We start from the raw sequence: 17,059 nt of genomic DNA on the forward strand, positions 1-17,059 counted from the left end.
CCTTGCCAAAGCACACGTAAAAGCGTTACAGAAACTCATTAATTCTACAGAAAAAACTCAAATCGATATTTACAATTTGGGAACAGGAAAAGGTAGTTCGGTTTTGGAGGTGGTTCATGCATTTGAAAGTGCAAATGATGTAAAAGTTCCGTACCAAATATGCGAAAGAAGAGCAGGTGATATTACCATTGCCTATGCCAATGCAGACAAGGCAGAGAGGGAACTCGGTTGGAAATCTGAAACCAGTCTAGAAGAAGCTTTGAGAACCACTTGGCAATGGCAAAAATATTTAGAAACAAGAGCATCTCTCTAAATAACAAAATTTTTGTGTTTTTTTAGCTCGCAAGCCTATCATTATTCCATAGGATATAGGTTTTGCGAGTTTTTTTATGCGTATAATCCATTGAAGAGCATGAAAATAACCCCTATAAAAACCCAAACTCTTAGAAGATTAATCACCCAAAACATTTTATTTTTCTGATGCGTAAGAATGGGAAATAATAAAAACCCATAAAAGAACATACTTAAAATAAAATACCAAGAAAAAATATTCAATTCATTTTGATTATTTACAATGACACCCGATACAACCACATTAATGGCTAAAACGATGGCAATGGTATTGTAGGTAACCTTTTTCTGAAAAACATTGGCCAAAGTACTGTATCCAAAAACTTTGTCTACATTTTTTGTCAATAAATCTTTAATTAGATCAATACTTAACATTAACAAAAACAGGTAGATTGCCATTAAAAAGATTTTCAGAGAAAAGTGCTGATAATAAACCAGCATCCCAAAAAATGGATACAAAGACAAACTTACGTACGTTAAATTATTAACAATCAAAATTTTACTTAATTTATGACTGTAATACCAAATAAAGAACTGATATACTAAGAAAAAAATTAGAATTCTGGGCGAAAGAAGAGCAGAAATAATAAGGGATATTAAATTCAAAGTAATATAGCCATATAGAAAATATTTTTCCTTTAAAAAACTTTGTAATCTGGTTCTGAAAGGTCTTGCCACCCTATCCTTTTCATTGTCATAAAATCTGTTGATAATACCGCCTGCGGCAATGCTGAGAACAGAGCAAAATATAATGCCATGAACTTTATAATCAAAAACAAATTTTCTTAGACTTTCTTCTTGATTGAACAAAAAAAAGGTAGAAACATATAACGCAAAAGTAAAAAGTAGAAGCACGAAAATCCTAGCTCCAAGAAGCAGGCTCATCAATTGAGATAGACGATAAAGAATAGGATTGTTTTTCATTGTTTTGTAAAATCGAGAAATCGTAAAGTTGTTAAGAAAATTAAAAACGATTTTGCGACTTTACAACTAAACGATTTTGCAAATCTTAAAATCTGTAAATAACTTCTTTATTGAAACCCTCTAACATTTTTTCGGCTTTTTCATAGTCTTTAGCAAAACCTAGAATGTAGCCACCACCGCCGCTACCGCAAAGTTTAAGGTAATAAGCATTAGTGTCAATCCCGTTTTTCCAAGCGTTATACAAATTGGTAGGAATCATGGGTTTGAAATGTACATACGCCCATTTAGAAAGGTTTTTGAGATTCTTAAAAAAAGGCGTCATTTCTTTATTGAGGAACGAGTCTATGCAAGCGTTGTTGTACTTGATAAATTCTTCTTTCAAAGTCTTGCGGAAACCTTCGTTTTTCAATTTTTCAAAGAAAATTTGCACCATTGGTCCGGTTTCACCTACAGAGCCAGAATCTATTAAGAAAATAGCACCTTTTCCCGCTTCTTCTTTAGGGATTGAGACCTTGTCTACACTTTCTTTATTTTCGATTAAAATAGGAAGATTCATGTAACAAATCAATGGATCTATTCCTGATGATTTACCGTGAAAATAAGATTCTAATTCACCAAAAACTTTTTTCAAGTCTTTCAGTTGAATTTTAGAAATACTTTCTGGTATATATTTTATGAAAGAATATTTTTCAAAAATTGCGGCTACCAAAGCTCCAGAACTACCTACACCATAACCTTGCGGTATGTTAGAATCAAAAAACAATCCTTTTTCGATGTCTTTTTTGAATGCATCTACATCAATTTTAAAATCTTTCGGAAGCTCTAAAGTTGATAAATAATCAGAATATTTTTGTAGGGATTCGTTAGATTTTTTTTCAAAATCAGATTGATTATCAGAGAATTTGAGAGTGCCTTTGTAGAAACTATAGGGTAAGGTAAGTCCTTGAGAATCTTCTATGATTCCGTACTCTCCGAAAAGTAATATTTTAGCGTAAAATAACGGGTTGGTCATTAACTCATTTTATGTTTGGTAATGCAAAGATAATAAAAAATCTTTTTCAATTATAAATATACTGATTTTCAACAAATTTCAAGCCAAATTTTCTAAAATAATTCGTTTTATTTTTTCTGAATGATTAAGTGTCATAAAATGAGTTCCACCATCAATTAAATAATCATACTTTACGAAATAATGAGGTAAAATTAAATCTCTATTTCCATGGATATGAATAATATCTTTGAAATAATTTTCATTTTTCCAATTGATAATTTGGTGTAAAGCCCATTTCAAAAAGCTCTCATCTGTATTTTTTACAATATCTTTCAAGAGAATTTTTTCAAAAATGTTTTTTGCTCCAAATACGAAGTAAGTGAGAAAATTAACACTCTTAAAAAATGAAATTGGAATAATTTTCAATAAATTTAATTTGCCTAAAACTCTGTAATAGAAAGGAATTTCGAACTTTGTTTTAGCTGAAGATAAAAGAAAAATTTTCTTAAATTTTCTAATTTTTGAAATTTCTACGGCTAACATTCCTCCGAAAGAAAGTCCGATTAAAATAGCATTTTCATCAGTCAAGCTTTTAGAAATTCTTAAAGCATAGTTTTGCAAAGTTTCTTTTTCAAGAGGAAAAATCCAATCGATATGGATAACATTGTAACCATCAAAAGAAAAATTTTGGAACATTCTTTTGTCGGCGCCAAGTCCGCTGATTATGTAGATGGTAGGTTTCAAAAATTACATTTGATTTTGTTCTTCTGCTTCTTCCATCAATTTCAAATAAGTAATGTATCTGCTTTCTAATATTTCGCCAGTTTCTAACGCTTCTAAAACGGCGCATTTTGGTTCGTTGATGTGTTTGCAATTATGAAATTTACAATCTCTTCCTTTTTCAAAAATTTCTGGAAAATAATGCTGAATTTCTTCTTTTTCTACATCTATCATTGCAAATTCTCGAACTCCAGGAGTATCTATTACAGCGCCACCGAAATGCCAAAAATGCATTTGAGCAAAAGTAGTGGTATGTTTCCCTTTATTATGTGTTTCAGAAATGATATTGGTTTTAAGATTCAAATCGGGTTGAAGTGCATTTACCAAAGTTGATTTCCCAGCACCAGAATGTCCGAAAAACACAGAAGTTTTATCTTTAATAATGGTCTGAAGTTTATCTAAATTCAGTTTGTCTTCAGAAGAAACTTGCAGCGTTTGATAACCCAGATTTTCATACATTGCTTGTAATTCTTCTACCAGTTCTACTTCTTCAAAATTCAATAAATCTATTTTGTTAAAAAGTATCAAAACAGGAATATTATACGCTTCGCAACACGCCAAAAAACGGTCTAAAAAACCTAGAGAAGTTTCGGGAGATTGCAGTGTAAAAATAATACAAGCCAAATCGAGATTACTTGCAATGATGTGCGCTTCTTTAGATAAATTCACTGATTTTCTGATGAGATAATTTTTGCGCGGTTCTATTTTGGTAATCCACGCAATGTCATCTTTTTCGAGTTGAAATTCCACAAAATCGCCCACAGCCAAAGGATTGGTTAATCTGGTTTTTATCAATTTAAATTTCCCACGAATTCTCGCCTCGAAAACTTTTTGGGTTTCCAAATCTAAAACTTGATACCAACTTCCTGTTGATTTTGTGATGAGTCCTTTCATTAATTATAATTGATGAGTGATAATTGACTAATTTTTGAGTGAATTTACAGTCATTAATAGAAAATCTAGAGACTTGTTGTAGTCTAAATCATCATAATTATCACCTAATTTTTGAATATTTTGATAATATTGTTGATGATTTTGATAATAATTTCGTTCTAAAGTTATAGCTTGAGCATTTAAACCAAATTTTGAAAGCAAAAACCATTTTTCTAATAATCTTGCACTTCTTCCATTTCCATCATTCATTGGATGAATATTTACAAAAACTAAATGTATCATAGATGCAAAATAGAAAACTTCATTTTCATCTAACATTTCATCTAATAAAAACTCTATATCAGAAAATAATTTTTCTAATTCATTTTTTACATTGTACTGATTACAAGCGGTATATACTATTCTATCATTATGATCCGTAACAAACATTAATGAATTTCTTATTTTCCCTCTCGAATTTTCAGGTAATAAATTCTTGCTCAAAAGTTTATGCAATTCTAAAAAATTATCATAATTAAGTTCTAATTCAGGCAATTGAATATACGCATCATATAAATCATCAATTTTCTTTGTTAAATCTGGAACAAATTCAATATTTAACAATTTATATTTCAAATAACTGTCTGCTTCCATTGGTTCTCCTTCAATTTTAGATGAATATATGGAAGAAACAGAGTTATAAAACCTAAAAAAATCAACAATAAATCCGCTTTCATCCTCTGCTTTCTCATTCAAAACATCTATAACAGAAAAATCAATTTTCTCCTTAAAATCTTCTAATAAATTGGTATTTAAAATTTTCAAATTCATCATTGCAATTTACAAAATTCTTGTTAAAAAAAGAACGCGCCTTTTTTGGCGCGTTCCTACAATATATTTTGATAATTTTAATCAATCATAATATTATTTTGAACCTCAATAGATTCTTCGTGAATTGCTTTGAAAACTTTTTCTATAAATTCTTGAGACATCCCTGTTTCAGAAGCTTTTTGGTTGGCATATTCTGTAATTACCTTCCATCTGTCTGGTTGGAAGATGGCGATATTGTTTTGTTTTTTCAGAGTCCCGATTTTTTCAGAAATCTTCATTCTGCTTGATAGTAAGCTAATTAATTGGAAATCAATATCAGAAATTAAAGCTCTGTGTTTGCCCATTTCGTCATCAAAACCAGAAATATCAGAATTTCTAATTTGTAAACTTCCTAGCATATCTGCTAGAACTTCTGGTGTAATTTGTTGAGAAGCATCACTCCACGCTGCATCTGGATTCGGGTGAGATTCTATCATAGCCCCTTCATAACCTACGTTGAACGCTTCTTGGGTAATATCTTTCAATAAATCTCTTCTACCACAAATGTGAGAAGGGTCTACAAACATAGGGATATTTGGATATTGATTTTTAAAATCTAAAGCAATTTGCCAATTGGGAACGTTTCTGTATTTGGTTTTTTGGTAAGAAGAAAAACCTCTGTGAATTACCCCTAGATTTTTCACATCTTGGCCTAAAAGTCTTTCAAGAGCACCAATCCAAAGTGCTAAATCTGGGTTTACCGGATTTTTCACCAAAACAGGTTTGTTGGTTCCCTTCAAAGCTACTGCAATTTCTTGAACCGTAAAAGGATTTACGGTAGAGCGTGCTCCAATCCAAAGAATATCTACATCAGCTTCTAGAGCAGCATACACGTGATGTGCGTTTGCCACTTCTGTAGCTGTTTTAAAACCAAATTCGTCTTTTACTTTTTTAAGCCAATTAAGACCGATAACACCAACACCTTCGAAACCGAAAGGTTTGGTTCTAGGCTTCCAAATTCCAGCTCTAAAAATAGGAACCTCTGCCCCACTTTCTTTTAATCTTTGAGCTGTTTCTAGCATTTGCGCTTCTGATTCTGCGCTACAAGGTCCCGCAATGATAAGCGGAGTTGGAAATTCTTTAATCCAACTGTTGTCTAAATCTTTTAAATCCATTCTACTTATGCTTCTTCTGATTATTTAAAAAACAAAAACGCAAAGAATGCGTTTTGGTTATTGCTCTTATAATTTTGTTCAAAGATAGAAATTTTAGTTAAATTTTGGTTTCTAATTCTCAAAAAATCAAGAAAATTTCTCAATTTTTGCATTAAAGGAAGTAGAAATTAGAATTTATTTGAAGACTTCTACATTTTTTATATTTAATCTTTGTTGTATCCAATTTTTAAATTGCAATTCATCTTCTTCTGAAAGCGGAGTTTCGGCTTTGTAAATAAGAATGGTTTTCTTTACTAGGCTATCTCCTTGCGCAAAATTATTATTAGAGACCGTAATGGCATTTATATTAGGAAATAAGATTTTACTTTCTTTAAGTAGTTGAGTATTATCAAATATATTTTTGGATAATTCTTGTTCTAACTCTATTATTTTTTTGTCTTTTTCATCACTTTTAGAAACTTCATTGAGAAGATCATCTTTTAAAAGACTTGTATCATCAGAAGCACTTTTTTTAATCTCTATGTTTGTATTTTCAATTCCAAAATCATTGAGTTTTTTATTTAGCATATCCACTTCATCTTGAGAATAGTTTTTACTTAAAAGTGCCAATTCTATTTTTTTAGGATTGGTAGAAAAACTAACCTTTTTATAGATTAGGGTATGCCCTTTGTCTACAATTTCTTTTTCTAAAAACTCATTAACTGATAGTCTAAATTTTTGTTCTTGATAAAGAGAATAAGCAAAATAAACACTAGGAATAAGAATAAGAACCGACACTATGGTAACGATATTCTGTACTCTTTTTTCTTCTTTCTTATCCACAAAATTAACAGGTGGATATTTTAGAAATTTAACAATGATAAAAGTTGATATCCCTATAAAAACGCAATTGATGGTATATAAAAACAATGCTCCGAAGAAAAATTTTAAATTACCCGTTGCCAAACCGTAGCCTGCGGTACAAAGTGGAGGCATTAAAGCAGTGGCTATGGCAACCCCTGGAATTGGGTTACCTTTTTCGACTCTAGTAATGGCAATTACGCCAACCAAACCACCAAAAAAGGCAATTAAAACATCATAAATATTAGGCGATGTTCTTGCTAAAAGTTCTGATTGTGCTTCTTTGAATGGACTCAAAAGAAAATAAATGCTAGAAACCAAAAGACTGGCTATGGTAGCAATTAAAAGATTTTTGAGGGATTTTCTAAGCAAATGAAAATCAAAAATACCCAATGCAAAACCTGCTCCTACGATAGGTCCCATTAAGGGAGAGATAAGCATTGCCCCAATGATTACTGCAGTAGAATTTACATTGAGCCCAATGGAAGCTATAAAAACTGCTGCCATTAAAATCCAAAGATTAGAGCCTGTAAAAGATATATTACTTCTTACATTTTCTAGGACTGCTCTTTTATCTTCTTCGCCTTTGTGTAAATCAAAAAACTTATTCATTTTTAGCTTAAATCTAATTTTAATAAATCATCCAATTCCTTCAAAACTGGATTAATGTCTACATATTTTTCAAAAATTGATTTTTTGGTAACAATCTCCTTTTTTAAGGAAACATCATTGCTAAACTCCACTACAATTTTATAATTATTTACTTTTCTTTTAAAATGGTTGAAAAACTCGGTTTGTACTTTTTCGAATTCGTGTTTCACTGAATCTGAGGGATACAGAATATGGATAAGATTTTCGTCTTTTTTATGAATTTTCAGCGTGTTTACTGCATAGAAAAGAACGGTATTTTTTTGTTGCAAATCGTCTAGAAAAATTTTCCATTCTCTTTGTAAATCTACTTCAGAAAAGTGGTGGTCAGGTAAATCTTCTTCTTTTTTTGCAACTACATGTACCTCTTCTTGCTCCTCTTTTTTGTTAAGATTTGCCAGAATGCTGAATTCAGAATTTATCACTTTTTTAGCGATAGGTTCAGCTATTTTTTTTATGACTTTTTCTGGAGTTGTAGTAGATGATTCAGATTTTTTTTCCTCAACTTTAGGTAGTTCTGTTTTTTTCTCTACCAACTTACCTTTAAGAAGTGGAGCTAATATTAAGAACTTTTTTTTTTTACATCTGCTCCATTTGCAGTAAGGCTTGACAATTGCATCAGTGCAATTTCTACTGTAAGTCTTGGGTTTTTAGAATTTTTATAGTTGATATCTGCGTGATTACAGATTTCAATAGCGTCTATTAATTGTTGAGCATTCCATTTTTGGGCTTGTTCAGCATATTTAGCTTTTGTTTTTTCTCCTACTTCTATTAAGGCAAGTGTAGAAGCATTCTGCGCCATCATTAAATCTCTAAAATGACTTCCTAGACCTGCGATAAAAATATGAGGATCAAATCCCTTTTTCACAATTTCGTTAAATGCAGATAAAACACCTGGAATATTATTTTCTTTCGCTAAATCTACAATCGTAAGATATTGATCGTAATCTAGAATATTGAGAACTTCGGCAGCTTTGGCAAGCGTGATGTTTTTCTGAGTAAAAGTGGCCAATCTATCAAAAATAGATAGCGCATCTCTAAGTGCACCATCTGCTTTTTGAGCGATAAGGAAAAGTGCATCGTCTTCGTAAGTGATACCTTCTTTGTCTGCAATTTTTCTAAGATGTTCCTGAATGTCTTCGATGGTGATTCTTTTAAAATCATAAATCTGACATCTCGATAAAATAGTAGGAATAATCTTGTGTTTTTCTGTAGTTGCTAAGATAAAAATAGCGTGTGCAGGCGGTTCTTCTAACGTTTTAAGAAAAGCATTAAAAGCTGCTGCAGAAAGCATATGCACCTCATCTATAATATACACTTTGAATTTTCCAACTTGTGGTGCGAAACGAACTTGATCTATCAATTCTCTGATGTCATCTACAGAGTTATTAGAAGCTGCATCTAATTCATAAATATTAAATGCAAAACCGCTATCATCTGAAGCACCAGACTTTTCGTTGATTTTTCTTGCTAAAATTCTGGCACAAGTAGTTTTACCAACTCCTCTTGGTCCGCAAAAAAGCAAAGCTTGAGCCAATTGACTGTTATCTATGGCGTGTTCTAGAGTATCTGTAACGTGAGATTGCCCTACAACAGTGTCAAACTCTTGCGGACGATATTTTCTTGCTGATACAATAAAATTTTCCATTGGTCAAAAATATTGATTTTTTTCTGAATTTTAGAAATTCTAAAGAAATAAACCTAGAAAAGTTACTAACAAAAAACTGCATCAGAATAATTTCTGAAGCAGTTTATTTAATTTAAAATTTAAAATAATTATTCTTCTATAAACCATCGCTGGTTTTTTCCGCCAAAATATGGAGAAAAATTCACAGGTGTTCCTAACTGAATATTCAGGTTATCTGTTTGTAGAACGTGTTTTCTGTCTCCAGAAAGTTTGATAATCCAACTTCCATCACAATATCTTATAAAGGCCATTTCTTCACCTTGTCCGTTCGTTTTTGCAAGTAAAGGTTGTGTATCACCATTGAACTGAAATCCTAATTTCTGATTATTATAAGGATTGATAAAATGATAATAAAATTGATTTGCTTTTCTAATATACCATTTTTCGCTTTGTAGATTTTTATCATCATTCATCACTATTACATCACCTCCATTTAATAAATCTGTGGTGAAATTAGGAGCAAAAGCATTCCTGAATTTATAGGCAACTGAAGGATTGAAAGCATCTGGATTTGTTACGTTAATCTTATTTTTTTCAGCATCATTCGTAACCAATTCAAAAGAATAAAAAACCGTGTAATCTCCGTTTAAACCAGAAGCATCTTTATATTTTAGCGGAATAATTCCTTTTCCATAACCAAAATCTGTATTAGCAATTCTATTAAAAGAAGAAGCATCTAATTGTATATTTAGCGGATTGTACATTCCGTTATTCATACCAATTGGTCTATCATTTGGTCTTCCTGCATCTACAGAATTTGCAGTTATAAATTTTTGTTTGTCTTGAGGAGCAAATTCTTCATAATTGACTTTGTAAAAATTTTGAAATTGCTGAATTACAGTTGGAGGCGGAAAAACTCCAGGTGTAGAATCATCATAACTGCCTAAGTTAAAAGGATCATTAATGCCAGTTCCTGTAAACATTTTAAAAGGAACAGAAGCTAAAGCAACAGGAGCGTTTAATAAATGTCCAACAAAACTATCGTGCCAAAAAGTAGTGAGGAAATCTGCAGGTCCGTCCCATTCCATAATTGAAGGTGTAATTAACACCGATTTTCCGTTAGACAAATCTCCTTCCCAAAGAATAAAAGGTAACAAATCACCTTTCGCGGAAGCATTATTTTTCCAAGGCTCTACATCAGGAATTTGGTCTCCAGTTTGAATTCCTCCCAAATTTCCTACTGCGCTTCCTGCCATTGCTCGTTTTTCTTGCGTTTCTCTTGCGTTTACATCTCCGAAAGTTCTGGAACGAAGTTTTATTGCTGTTGAAGGCATAGAAATTCCGCTAGAATTGATGAGAACCGCAGTAGAAGTAAGATAAATTTCGTCGTGTTTCCCGTCTCTTTCTAGCATATCATCTACCGTTTCACGATTACAGATAAAACCTTTAGCAGTAACTCTGTAATATGAATTTCCTTTGGTATTAATAGCTTGTGCATTTTTAATTTTTCCTATTTGTGCATTGAAACCAGTGCAAAAAAGCAAAGTAATGCAGGTGAAATATATATTTTTCATTTGTATTTTATTTAGGTTCTTCAATAATATCGGTAGTGAGTTTTATATTTGAGATATAGAATTTATTATCATCTTTATATTCACCAGTGGTAAAAATAATAGCATTGTATTTTACATTTTCTTCAAAAGCATCTTGCACATCCCAAATTTTTTCACCGTTCAAGAAAACTTTTAATTGCGTTCCGTTTCGCATAAATTGTACTTTTCCCAAATTCTTTTCGATGGTGAAAACACGTTGCGCTTTTTCGGTTTTTGATGTTTCTTTTCCGTTTTCGTAGAGCATCATTCTGGTTTGTCCTTTGTCTTTATCACCAAATTCTATCGGGTGAATTCCTGTTTTCACGCCAGTTCCATCATATCTATTTTCTCCCCATTTTTTGAAATCTGTTTTTAAAACCTTTAACGATGCAAATACTGTTGCTAATTCTTTGGTATTGTATTTAAAATTTTCATTGGTATAAACATCGAACTCAAAACTGAAATTTTCTGGAAGGTTTCTATCTTTCAAAACTTTATCTTTAATTAATTTTTCGGGAATTAAAGTTTTAAATGTAAATGCGCCTTCACTTCCTAGTTGAAGCCAGTTTTTGCCATCTAACTCTACAATTTGAGCCGAAGAATTAGTCATCATACTTACAGGAAATCCTTTACCTGCAGAGAAATTTTCAGAAAATAAAACGGTATTTCCTTCAGAAAATTCTTTAGAAGATTTAGATTTTGAAGAATTTCCAGAAACCTTTTCTTTCGCTTTTTTTTCTAATTTTTCTTTAGTCTTATTACCTGCTTGTTTTAGTAAATCGCCAAATTGAGCGTTAGAAAAACCGAAAAGCATTATGGTAATAACCATTAAAATATTTTTTTTCATAGTATTGATATTTGTAAGGTTTTTATTAAAAAAGGTTATTGATATTGTTTTAGAAAGTTTTCTATTTCAATCATTTCAGCTTTAGAAACATTTTCAGAAATCACAATGGTAGAACAAGTTTCACAATTAGGATTTACGGGTTTCGGTCTAATGTTGGTCACCGAAAATTTAGGATTATTGTTGCTTTTTACAATAGGTTTCCCTACATAATCCGCGTCCATTAAAGGCGGAATTACTGGTGGTCTCCAACTTGCTTTATCCAATTTATTAACGGGTTTATCTCCCAAAATTTGCGCAATTTTACCTTTAGTTTCTAAAATTCTGAAATCTCCATACACACTTTTTTCGTGTTTTGCTTTGAAGTTCTCCCATTCTTTTTGCGGAATTGGTTTGGTGGTTTTCATTACTGTTTGTGCAGAAAATAAAGCACAAAACATTATCATTAAAATTGAAAGTTGTGTTCTCATAATTATTTTAGTATTTAATAAATTTTTGTTTAGAAATTTTTCCATTTTCTGAAATTTCTGTGAGGTAATTACCTTTTGGCAATTCAGAAATATTGATTTTAGATTGTTTAGAAAAGGTTTTTACCAACTTACCTGAAACATCATAAATTTTAATCCAATCTATATTTTTAGCATCGATATTGAGAAAATCTTTTACAGGGTTTGGATAAATTTTCACCTTATTTTTTGTCGTATTTTCGTCTATAGAAAGATAATTAAGTGAAGAAAGAGGAAGATTATTAACCTGAATAAAAAAATCAGAATCAGGGGAATTAGCCATTACATAAAACGTTTGTCCTGGATTTACAAAAAAACTTGCTGTTCTGTAAGTGTGGCCATTTCTTACGTATTGATAATCTGTAAAAGCTTCACCAGCAATCCATTGTGTTACTTGTTCAGTATTATTGGTAGGTAAAAAATCTTTATAAACATTAAACTCTGGACAAAAAGCACCTAATTTGTAGACCTTAACATCTACACAAACTCCAGAACTGGTATTGTTTACATATCTTAAACCGTATTGATTAGAAGCGATTCCATCTGTAGAAAAAGTGATTGTTTGAGTATTGCATTGAGAAGAAGGATAAAAATGAAATTTTGTGAAAAAATTATTCATTGAATAGTTTATTGTATTTCCTACATTGATAGAAAAACCCAATAAAGGAATACTATAATTTACAGTGGCATCATTAGAAACTACATTTCCTATTCCTTCACTAAGAGAACCTGCTGCATTAGAAGGAATAAACATAGAAACGGTACCAGTAGCATTCATACCCATCACTCCTACAATAAAATTCTGTGTTTCAGCAATTATTAAATCTTTTGGTTTTATAAAAGCTTTTATAGGATTTGCAGAGCCATAAATCACAACATCTGTAGCTGTAAATCCTGCAACGGGTTCGCTAAAATTTACTTGAAAATAAACAACAGATTTGGTAGAATTAACATCCTGAACTCCAGAAAGCGGAGCTACAGTAACTGTAGGAGCAGCAACTATTTTCCCGAAAATTAGGAAAATGATAATAATGTAAAAGTTTTTCATAATTGCAAGTATTTTTATTCAAAATAAATGCAATACATAATAGCTAATCAATGATTTTGAGAATTTGGCGGAAGTTTTTAGAATTTGGCTATATCTTTTTAATTAAATCCAAAAACTCATCTTTTCTATGTCTGCTTATAGAAATTTGGGTTCCGTCTTTCATTACGAGATAGGCGTTTTCTCCCTTATAGATTTTGTCGATATGATTAAGATTGATAAAATGTGATTGATGAATCCTGAAAAAATCTTGCCCTAAAAATTTCTCTTCTACTTCTTTCAAGGTTTTCGTGAGCGTTATTTTTCGTTTATCCATCAAAAAAATATGAGAATAATTGCTCTCGCTTTCAATTCTTATAATGTCTTCAAAATCAAAAAATTGAAGAGAATGATTAACCGGCAATGCAATTCTTTTTTCTTTTGGTTTTTGCAATTGAGACATTAATTTTTGTAAACTTTCGTCAAAAACAGAATGATTTTCTAATTTTGAAATTTTGTTTATTGCTTCTTTAAGTTCTTCAAAATCAATAGGTTTTAATAAATAGTCTAATGCCGAAAATTTAAAAGCTTTTATCGCAAACTGATTATAAGCAGTGGTAAAAATGACTTTGTATTTATAATTTTTAGTAGCCGTTAACACATCAAAACCATTGATATGAGGCATTTCTATGTCAAGAAAAACCAAATCTGGTTGATGCTTTTCTATAGCATCAATTCCTGCTTTTCCACCGTTGCATTTTTCTAAAATTTCTACATTTGGGCAGTATTTTTTTAGTAAAATTTCTAAAACTTCTAAAGCGTTATTTTCGTCGTCTATCAATATCGTTCTAATCATAGCATTGTTTTTTGAAAAGGAATTTTTATTAAAACTTTAGTTCCTGCTGCATTTTCATTTTCGTTATACAAATCGATAATCTCAAAACTAGTCTGCAATTCAGAAGTTTTGTTAAGGGTTTCTATTCTGTTTTTGGTAATTTCTGTGCCATAACTTTTCTTTCTGAGTGATGTTTTACTGCGCAATTCTTCAGCTTTTTTTCTTCCGACACCATTATCTTCTATCGTTACTTCTAAAAGGTTTTCATCTATTTTTTTGAAATAAATTTTCAAAAATCCTTTTTCATTTTTATGAAGTAAACCGTGCCAAATTGCATTTTCTACAGAAGGTTGTATCAACATAGAAGGTATTAAAATATGTTCTGCATCTAAATTATCATCCACAGAAATTTCGCTTTCAAAATGTTTTTCGAAGCGCATATCTTCCATTTCTATATACAGAGTAAGCAATTGAATTTCACTACTTAATGTGATGAAATTCTGATTGCTATGATCTAAAATTAACCGAATTAATCTTGAAAATTTGGTTAAATATTGAGACGCTTTCTCCGAATCATTTTTCAAAATATAATTCTGAATACTATTAAGAGAATTAAAAATAAAATGAGGATTCATCTGCGCGCGAAGTGCTTTCATTTCTAATGCTGCAATGTCTTGTGCAAATTTTGTTTTCAACTTCGCTCGTTCTTTTATCTGATTGATTTTATAACGATTAAAGAAATAAATTCCAGCAAAAATCAACGTTCCTAAAATGGTGTAAAACCACCAAGATTTCCAAAATGGAGCGGAAATGGTAAAAGTAATTTTAGTAGGCTCTCCCCAAACTCCTTCATTGTTGGCAGATTTTACCCAAAAAGTATAAGTTCCGCTTTCCAGATTAGAATAAGAAATCGTATTGCTTTTGGTTTCTACAAAATCTTTGTCTAAACCTTCTAATTTATAAGCAAAAGTATTTTGATTAAAATTATTATATACATCTGAAAACCAATCAATAGTGATGAAATTTTGAAAGTATTTTAATTTCAAATTTTCAGAAAACGGAATTTCTTTATCCAATATTTTGATAGCAGAAATGGTGGTTTTTGGTTTCAAAAGATTTTGTTGGTAATGATTCAAATCAATTACCGAAAGTGACGCATAATGATTGATATACACATTTCCGTCATCAGAAAAATTGATAGGAACTGCACTATTACTTTCTTTCAAACCATTTTGCATTGTAATTACCGAAATGTTTTTACCTTTTTTAGCATCAAATTTTGCTAAACCAGACAAAGTCCCAATCCAGAGAAATCCTTGCTTGTCGAAAAACAAATTTCCACAAAAATCTGAAGGTAAACCAGAATTTTGTTTGTTAAAATTAAGTAGTGTTTTAAAATCTTTACTCAACTTAAAAATACCATTATCATTGGTAGAAATCCAAATATTTCCTACAGAATCTTCGGCAAAAAATTGCGATAGTTTAATTTTAGCACCTGTATTTTCTGCTTTCTGGTTGGCTAATTTTTTAAATTTTTTAACAACAGGATTGTATTGATAAACACTTTCTGTTTTCCCGAACCAAATATTGCCATTTTTATCTTTAAATCTTGGCGAAATCGTATTTTGCGAGTTCGTTTTTATGGTTTTATCAATATCCCAAAGATTAAAATGATGTAGATTTTTGTTAGAAATATTGTAGATATAAAATCCGTTATTTGAAGAGGCAATGTAAAGATTTCCTAGGTTATCATTCTCTATTCTGCCTAAAACACCAGAGGTTTTAATAGGAATATAATTCAATTTTTTACTTTGAAAATCTACCTGAAAAAGATTGAGCGAAGACGTTCCAAAAATTTGATTTTTTTTGGTTTTTGTTAAATATTGAATTCCGTTTAAAGCTTTAAAATTACCTTTAAGAAGAGGATTTTCTATGAGATTCATCTCATTTTTTTCGTTGAGCCAAAGCAAACCGTTGCTGGTATTATTAGCAATTAAAACTTCGTTTCCAATTTTCATACTTCCAAAAGGTTCTACAAAATATTTTGCAAAAGGATTGAAAAGTGTGACGTTTTTTATCTGAAAATTTTGCCAAGGCAACATAGCGAGTCCATTGTAAGAACCTATCCAAATGTTATTTTCTCTATCTGCAAAAATTTTACAAATATTAGAAATTTTGAATGAATAATCGTCTTGAAAACTATTTTTAAAACTAAGAATCTTTTTGTTTTTGAGATTATAAATGCCTAAAGTTCCCGAAGAAAACCATATCTCATCTCCCGCTTTTGGTAAAACTAAATTCACAAAATAGCGATTGTCTGCGTTTTCTGTCTTCTCTTCTTTTAGCGTGTTATAAGAAATTTGGTTGGTTTGTAAATTAAGTGTAGCAATTCCATCTATTCCGCAAGCTAAAATTAAGGAATTGATTTTGGCATTGAAATAACCGTCTTCAAAACTATTTTTAGTAGGTTTTCCGTTTTCAAAATTGAAAATTGGGACAATAACTCCATTTAAATTGAATTTAAAAATTCCGTTGTTAGAAAGTGCGTAATACCAATTTCCTGCTTTGATGATTTTGGTAATCAATTTACTTTCATCTGATAAATATTGACTTTGGGGAATAAAATGCTTTGTTTTTCCTGTTTTTTTATTGATGAAAAACCAATAATCTTTCATCGTTCCTACAAAAACATTTTCTTTTTCGGCCTCACAAAAATTTAAAATATTAGAAGAAATAGCTTCATTTAATTTTTCAATATTATAATTAAAGCTTCTGAATTGTTGAGTTTCTGGATTTAAAATTTGAAGAGCATTGATGCTAGAAAGCCAGATTTCTCCTGAACTATCCACAAAAACATTTTGCAAAATATTAGAAATTTGATGGCCTGCAATATCTTTATCACTTTTAATATTCTTAAACTTTACCCCATCAAAAAGATACAAACCACTTTGTGTGCCTATCCAAATTCTATTTTTTTTGTCTTGTGAAATATTATACACAAACTTATCAGAAATACCATCTTTTTCAGAAAAATTGATGAAACGATAAGCCAATTCTTGCGAATGAATCAGCGAGAAAAAGAAAAGCACAAAGAGAAAAAAACATCGTTTCATTATAATGCAATTTACTAAAAAGGATTAAACTAAGATGTTTTTTTGAGTATTTGGCAAAAGAATTGAGTAATAAACAGTTTATATATTTTTATTTCAAAATCATTTAAATTTAATTAAACAAAAAAC

At 30.7% G+C, this 17,059-nt stretch carries 16 protein-coding genes; 1 reads left to right on the plus strand and 15 read right to left on the minus strand.

What is annotated here, in order from left to right; all coding sequences use genetic code 11:
- Positions 1 to 313: GDP-mannose 4,6-dehydratase (locus tag IEW40_RS14120; protein WP_229663356.1), on the plus strand; the 313-nt coding region annotated here is incomplete at its 5' end.
- A gap of 74 nt (positions 314 to 387) precedes the next feature.
- Here the strand turns inward: IEW40_RS14120 and IEW40_RS02975 are convergent.
- The 15 genes from IEW40_RS02975 to IEW40_RS03045 form a co-directional block, all read right to left on the minus strand.
- On the minus strand, positions 388 to 1,275 hold the full coding sequence (locus tag IEW40_RS02975) for a UbiA family prenyltransferase (RefSeq protein WP_188616591.1): 888 nt from the start codon (positions 1,273 to 1,275) through the stop codon (positions 388 to 390).
- Positions 1,276 to 1,360: 85 nt separating this feature from the next.
- Positions 1,361 to 2,287, minus strand: coding sequence for a GHMP family kinase ATP-binding protein (locus IEW40_RS02980; protein WP_188616592.1), 927 nt, complete (start codon positions 2,285 to 2,287; stop codon positions 1,361 to 1,363).
- Positions 2,288 to 2,365: 78 nt separating this feature from the next.
- Positions 2,366 to 3,010, minus strand: a complete 645-nt coding sequence (locus IEW40_RS02985; protein ID WP_188616593.1) for an alpha/beta fold hydrolase — start codon at positions 3,008 to 3,010, stop codon at positions 2,366 to 2,368.
- 3 nt (positions 3,011 to 3,013) lie between these two features.
- Positions 3,014 to 3,940 (minus strand): ribosome small subunit-dependent GTPase A, encoded by a 927-nt coding sequence (rsgA, locus tag IEW40_RS02990; protein ID WP_188616594.1) that lies wholly within the window; start codon positions 3,938 to 3,940, stop codon positions 3,014 to 3,016.
- Between the two features lie 27 nt (positions 3,941 to 3,967).
- Complete coding sequence (locus tag IEW40_RS02995; protein WP_188616595.1) at positions 3,968 to 4,750, minus strand: Fic family protein; 783 nt, start codon at positions 4,748 to 4,750, stop codon at positions 3,968 to 3,970.
- A 77-nt stretch (positions 4,751 to 4,827) separates the two neighbouring features.
- Positions 4,828 to 5,904: a chorismate mutase gene (locus IEW40_RS03000; RefSeq protein WP_188616596.1), complete on the minus strand. Its 1,077-nt coding sequence runs from the start codon at positions 5,902 to 5,904 to the stop codon at positions 4,828 to 4,830.
- Between the two features lie 174 nt (positions 5,905 to 6,078).
- Entirely contained in the window at positions 6,079 to 7,356 is a 1,278-nt protein-coding gene (locus tag IEW40_RS03005; protein ID WP_188616597.1) for a TIGR00341 family protein, read from the minus strand.
- Positions 7,357 to 7,358: 2 nt separating this feature from the next.
- Positions 7,359 to 7,928, minus strand: coding sequence for a DUF8439 domain-containing protein (locus IEW40_RS03010; protein WP_188616598.1), 570 nt, complete (start codon positions 7,926 to 7,928; stop codon positions 7,359 to 7,361).
- 26 nt (positions 7,929 to 7,954) lie between these two features.
- Positions 7,955 to 9,040, minus strand: coding sequence for a DNA polymerase III subunit gamma/tau (dnaX, locus tag IEW40_RS03015; protein ID WP_188616599.1), 1,086 nt, complete (start codon positions 9,038 to 9,040; stop codon positions 7,955 to 7,957).
- A gap of 128 nt (positions 9,041 to 9,168) precedes the next feature.
- On the minus strand, positions 9,169 to 10,593 hold the full coding sequence (locus IEW40_RS03020) for a ricin-type beta-trefoil lectin domain protein (protein WP_188616600.1): 1,425 nt from the start codon (positions 10,591 to 10,593) through the stop codon (positions 9,169 to 9,171).
- Positions 10,594 to 10,600: 7 nt separating this feature from the next.
- Positions 10,601 to 11,458 carry a hypothetical protein gene (locus IEW40_RS03025; RefSeq protein WP_188616601.1) on the minus strand — a complete coding sequence of 286 codons (858 nt, stop codon included), beginning with the start codon at positions 11,456 to 11,458 and terminating at the stop codon, positions 10,601 to 10,603.
- Between the two features lie 35 nt (positions 11,459 to 11,493).
- On the minus strand, positions 11,494 to 11,925 hold the full coding sequence (locus IEW40_RS03030) for a hypothetical protein (RefSeq protein WP_188616602.1): 432 nt from the start codon (positions 11,923 to 11,925) through the stop codon (positions 11,494 to 11,496).
- 7 nt (positions 11,926 to 11,932) lie between these two features.
- A complete protein-coding gene (locus tag IEW40_RS03035; protein ID WP_188616603.1) occupies positions 11,933 to 13,009 on the minus strand; it encodes a T9SS type A sorting domain-containing protein in 1,077 nt (358 codons plus the stop codon).
- A gap of 88 nt (positions 13,010 to 13,097) precedes the next feature.
- Positions 13,098 to 13,841, minus strand: a complete 744-nt coding sequence (locus IEW40_RS03040) for a LytR/AlgR family response regulator transcription factor (RefSeq protein WP_188616604.1) — start codon at positions 13,839 to 13,841, stop codon at positions 13,098 to 13,100.
- Entirely contained in the window at positions 13,838 to 16,933 is a 3,096-nt protein-coding gene (locus tag IEW40_RS03045) for a sensor histidine kinase (protein WP_188616605.1), read from the minus strand. Before IEW40_RS03045 ends, IEW40_RS03040 begins: the two co-directional genes overlap by 4 nt.
- Positions 16,934 to 17,059: the final 126 nt, after the last annotated feature.

Origin of the sequence: Cloacibacterium rupense (assembly GCF_014645495.1) — a bacterium.
Lineage (GTDB): Bacteria > Bacteroidota > Bacteroidia > Flavobacteriales > Weeksellaceae > Cloacibacterium > Cloacibacterium rupense.

What these genes read in the sequence shown, in the direction of transcription:
- IEW40_RS03030 (WP_188616602.1), bottom strand. Translation starts at nt 11,925, where the DNA reads ATGAGAACACAACTTTCAATTTTAATGATAATGTTTTGTGCTTTATTT.
- IEW40_RS03005 (WP_188616597.1), bottom strand. Translation starts at nt 7,356, where the DNA reads ATGAATAAGTTTTTTGATTTACACAAAGGCGAAGAAGATAAAAGAGCA.
- rsgA (WP_188616594.1), bottom strand. Translation starts at nt 3,940, where the DNA reads ATGAAAGGACTCATCACAAAATCAACAGGAAGTTGGTATCAAGTTTTA.
- IEW40_RS03025 (WP_188616601.1), bottom strand. Translation starts at nt 11,458, where the DNA reads ATGAAAAAAAATATTTTAATGGTTATTACCATAATGCTTTTCGGTTTT.
- IEW40_RS02980 (WP_188616592.1), bottom strand. Translation starts at nt 2,287, where the DNA reads ATGACCAACCCGTTATTTTACGCTAAAATATTACTTTTCGGAGAGTAC.
- IEW40_RS03040 (WP_188616604.1), bottom strand. Translation starts at nt 13,841, where the DNA reads ATGATTAGAACGATATTGATAGACGACGAAAATAACGCTTTAGAAGTT.
- IEW40_RS03020 (WP_188616600.1), bottom strand. Translation starts at nt 10,593, where the DNA reads ATGAAAAATATATATTTCACCTGCATTACTTTGCTTTTTTGCACTGGT.
- dnaX (WP_188616599.1), bottom strand. Translation starts at nt 9,040, where the DNA reads ATGGAAAATTTTATTGTATCAGCAAGAAAATATCGTCCGCAAGAGTTT.
- IEW40_RS02995 (WP_188616595.1), bottom strand. Translation starts at nt 4,750, where the DNA reads ATGAATTTGAAAATTTTAAATACCAATTTATTAGAAGATTTTAAGGAG.
- IEW40_RS03045 (WP_188616605.1), bottom strand. Translation starts at nt 16,933, where the DNA reads ATGAAACGATGTTTTTTTCTCTTTGTGCTTTTCTTTTTCTCGCTGATT.
- IEW40_RS03035 (WP_188616603.1), bottom strand. Translation starts at nt 13,009, where the DNA reads ATGAAAAACTTTTACATTATTATCATTTTCCTAATTTTCGGGAAAATA.
- IEW40_RS02975 (WP_188616591.1), bottom strand. Translation starts at nt 1,275, where the DNA reads ATGAAAAACAATCCTATTCTTTATCGTCTATCTCAATTGATGAGCCTG.
- IEW40_RS03000 (WP_188616596.1), bottom strand. Translation starts at nt 5,904, where the DNA reads ATGGATTTAAAAGATTTAGACAACAGTTGGATTAAAGAATTTCCAACT.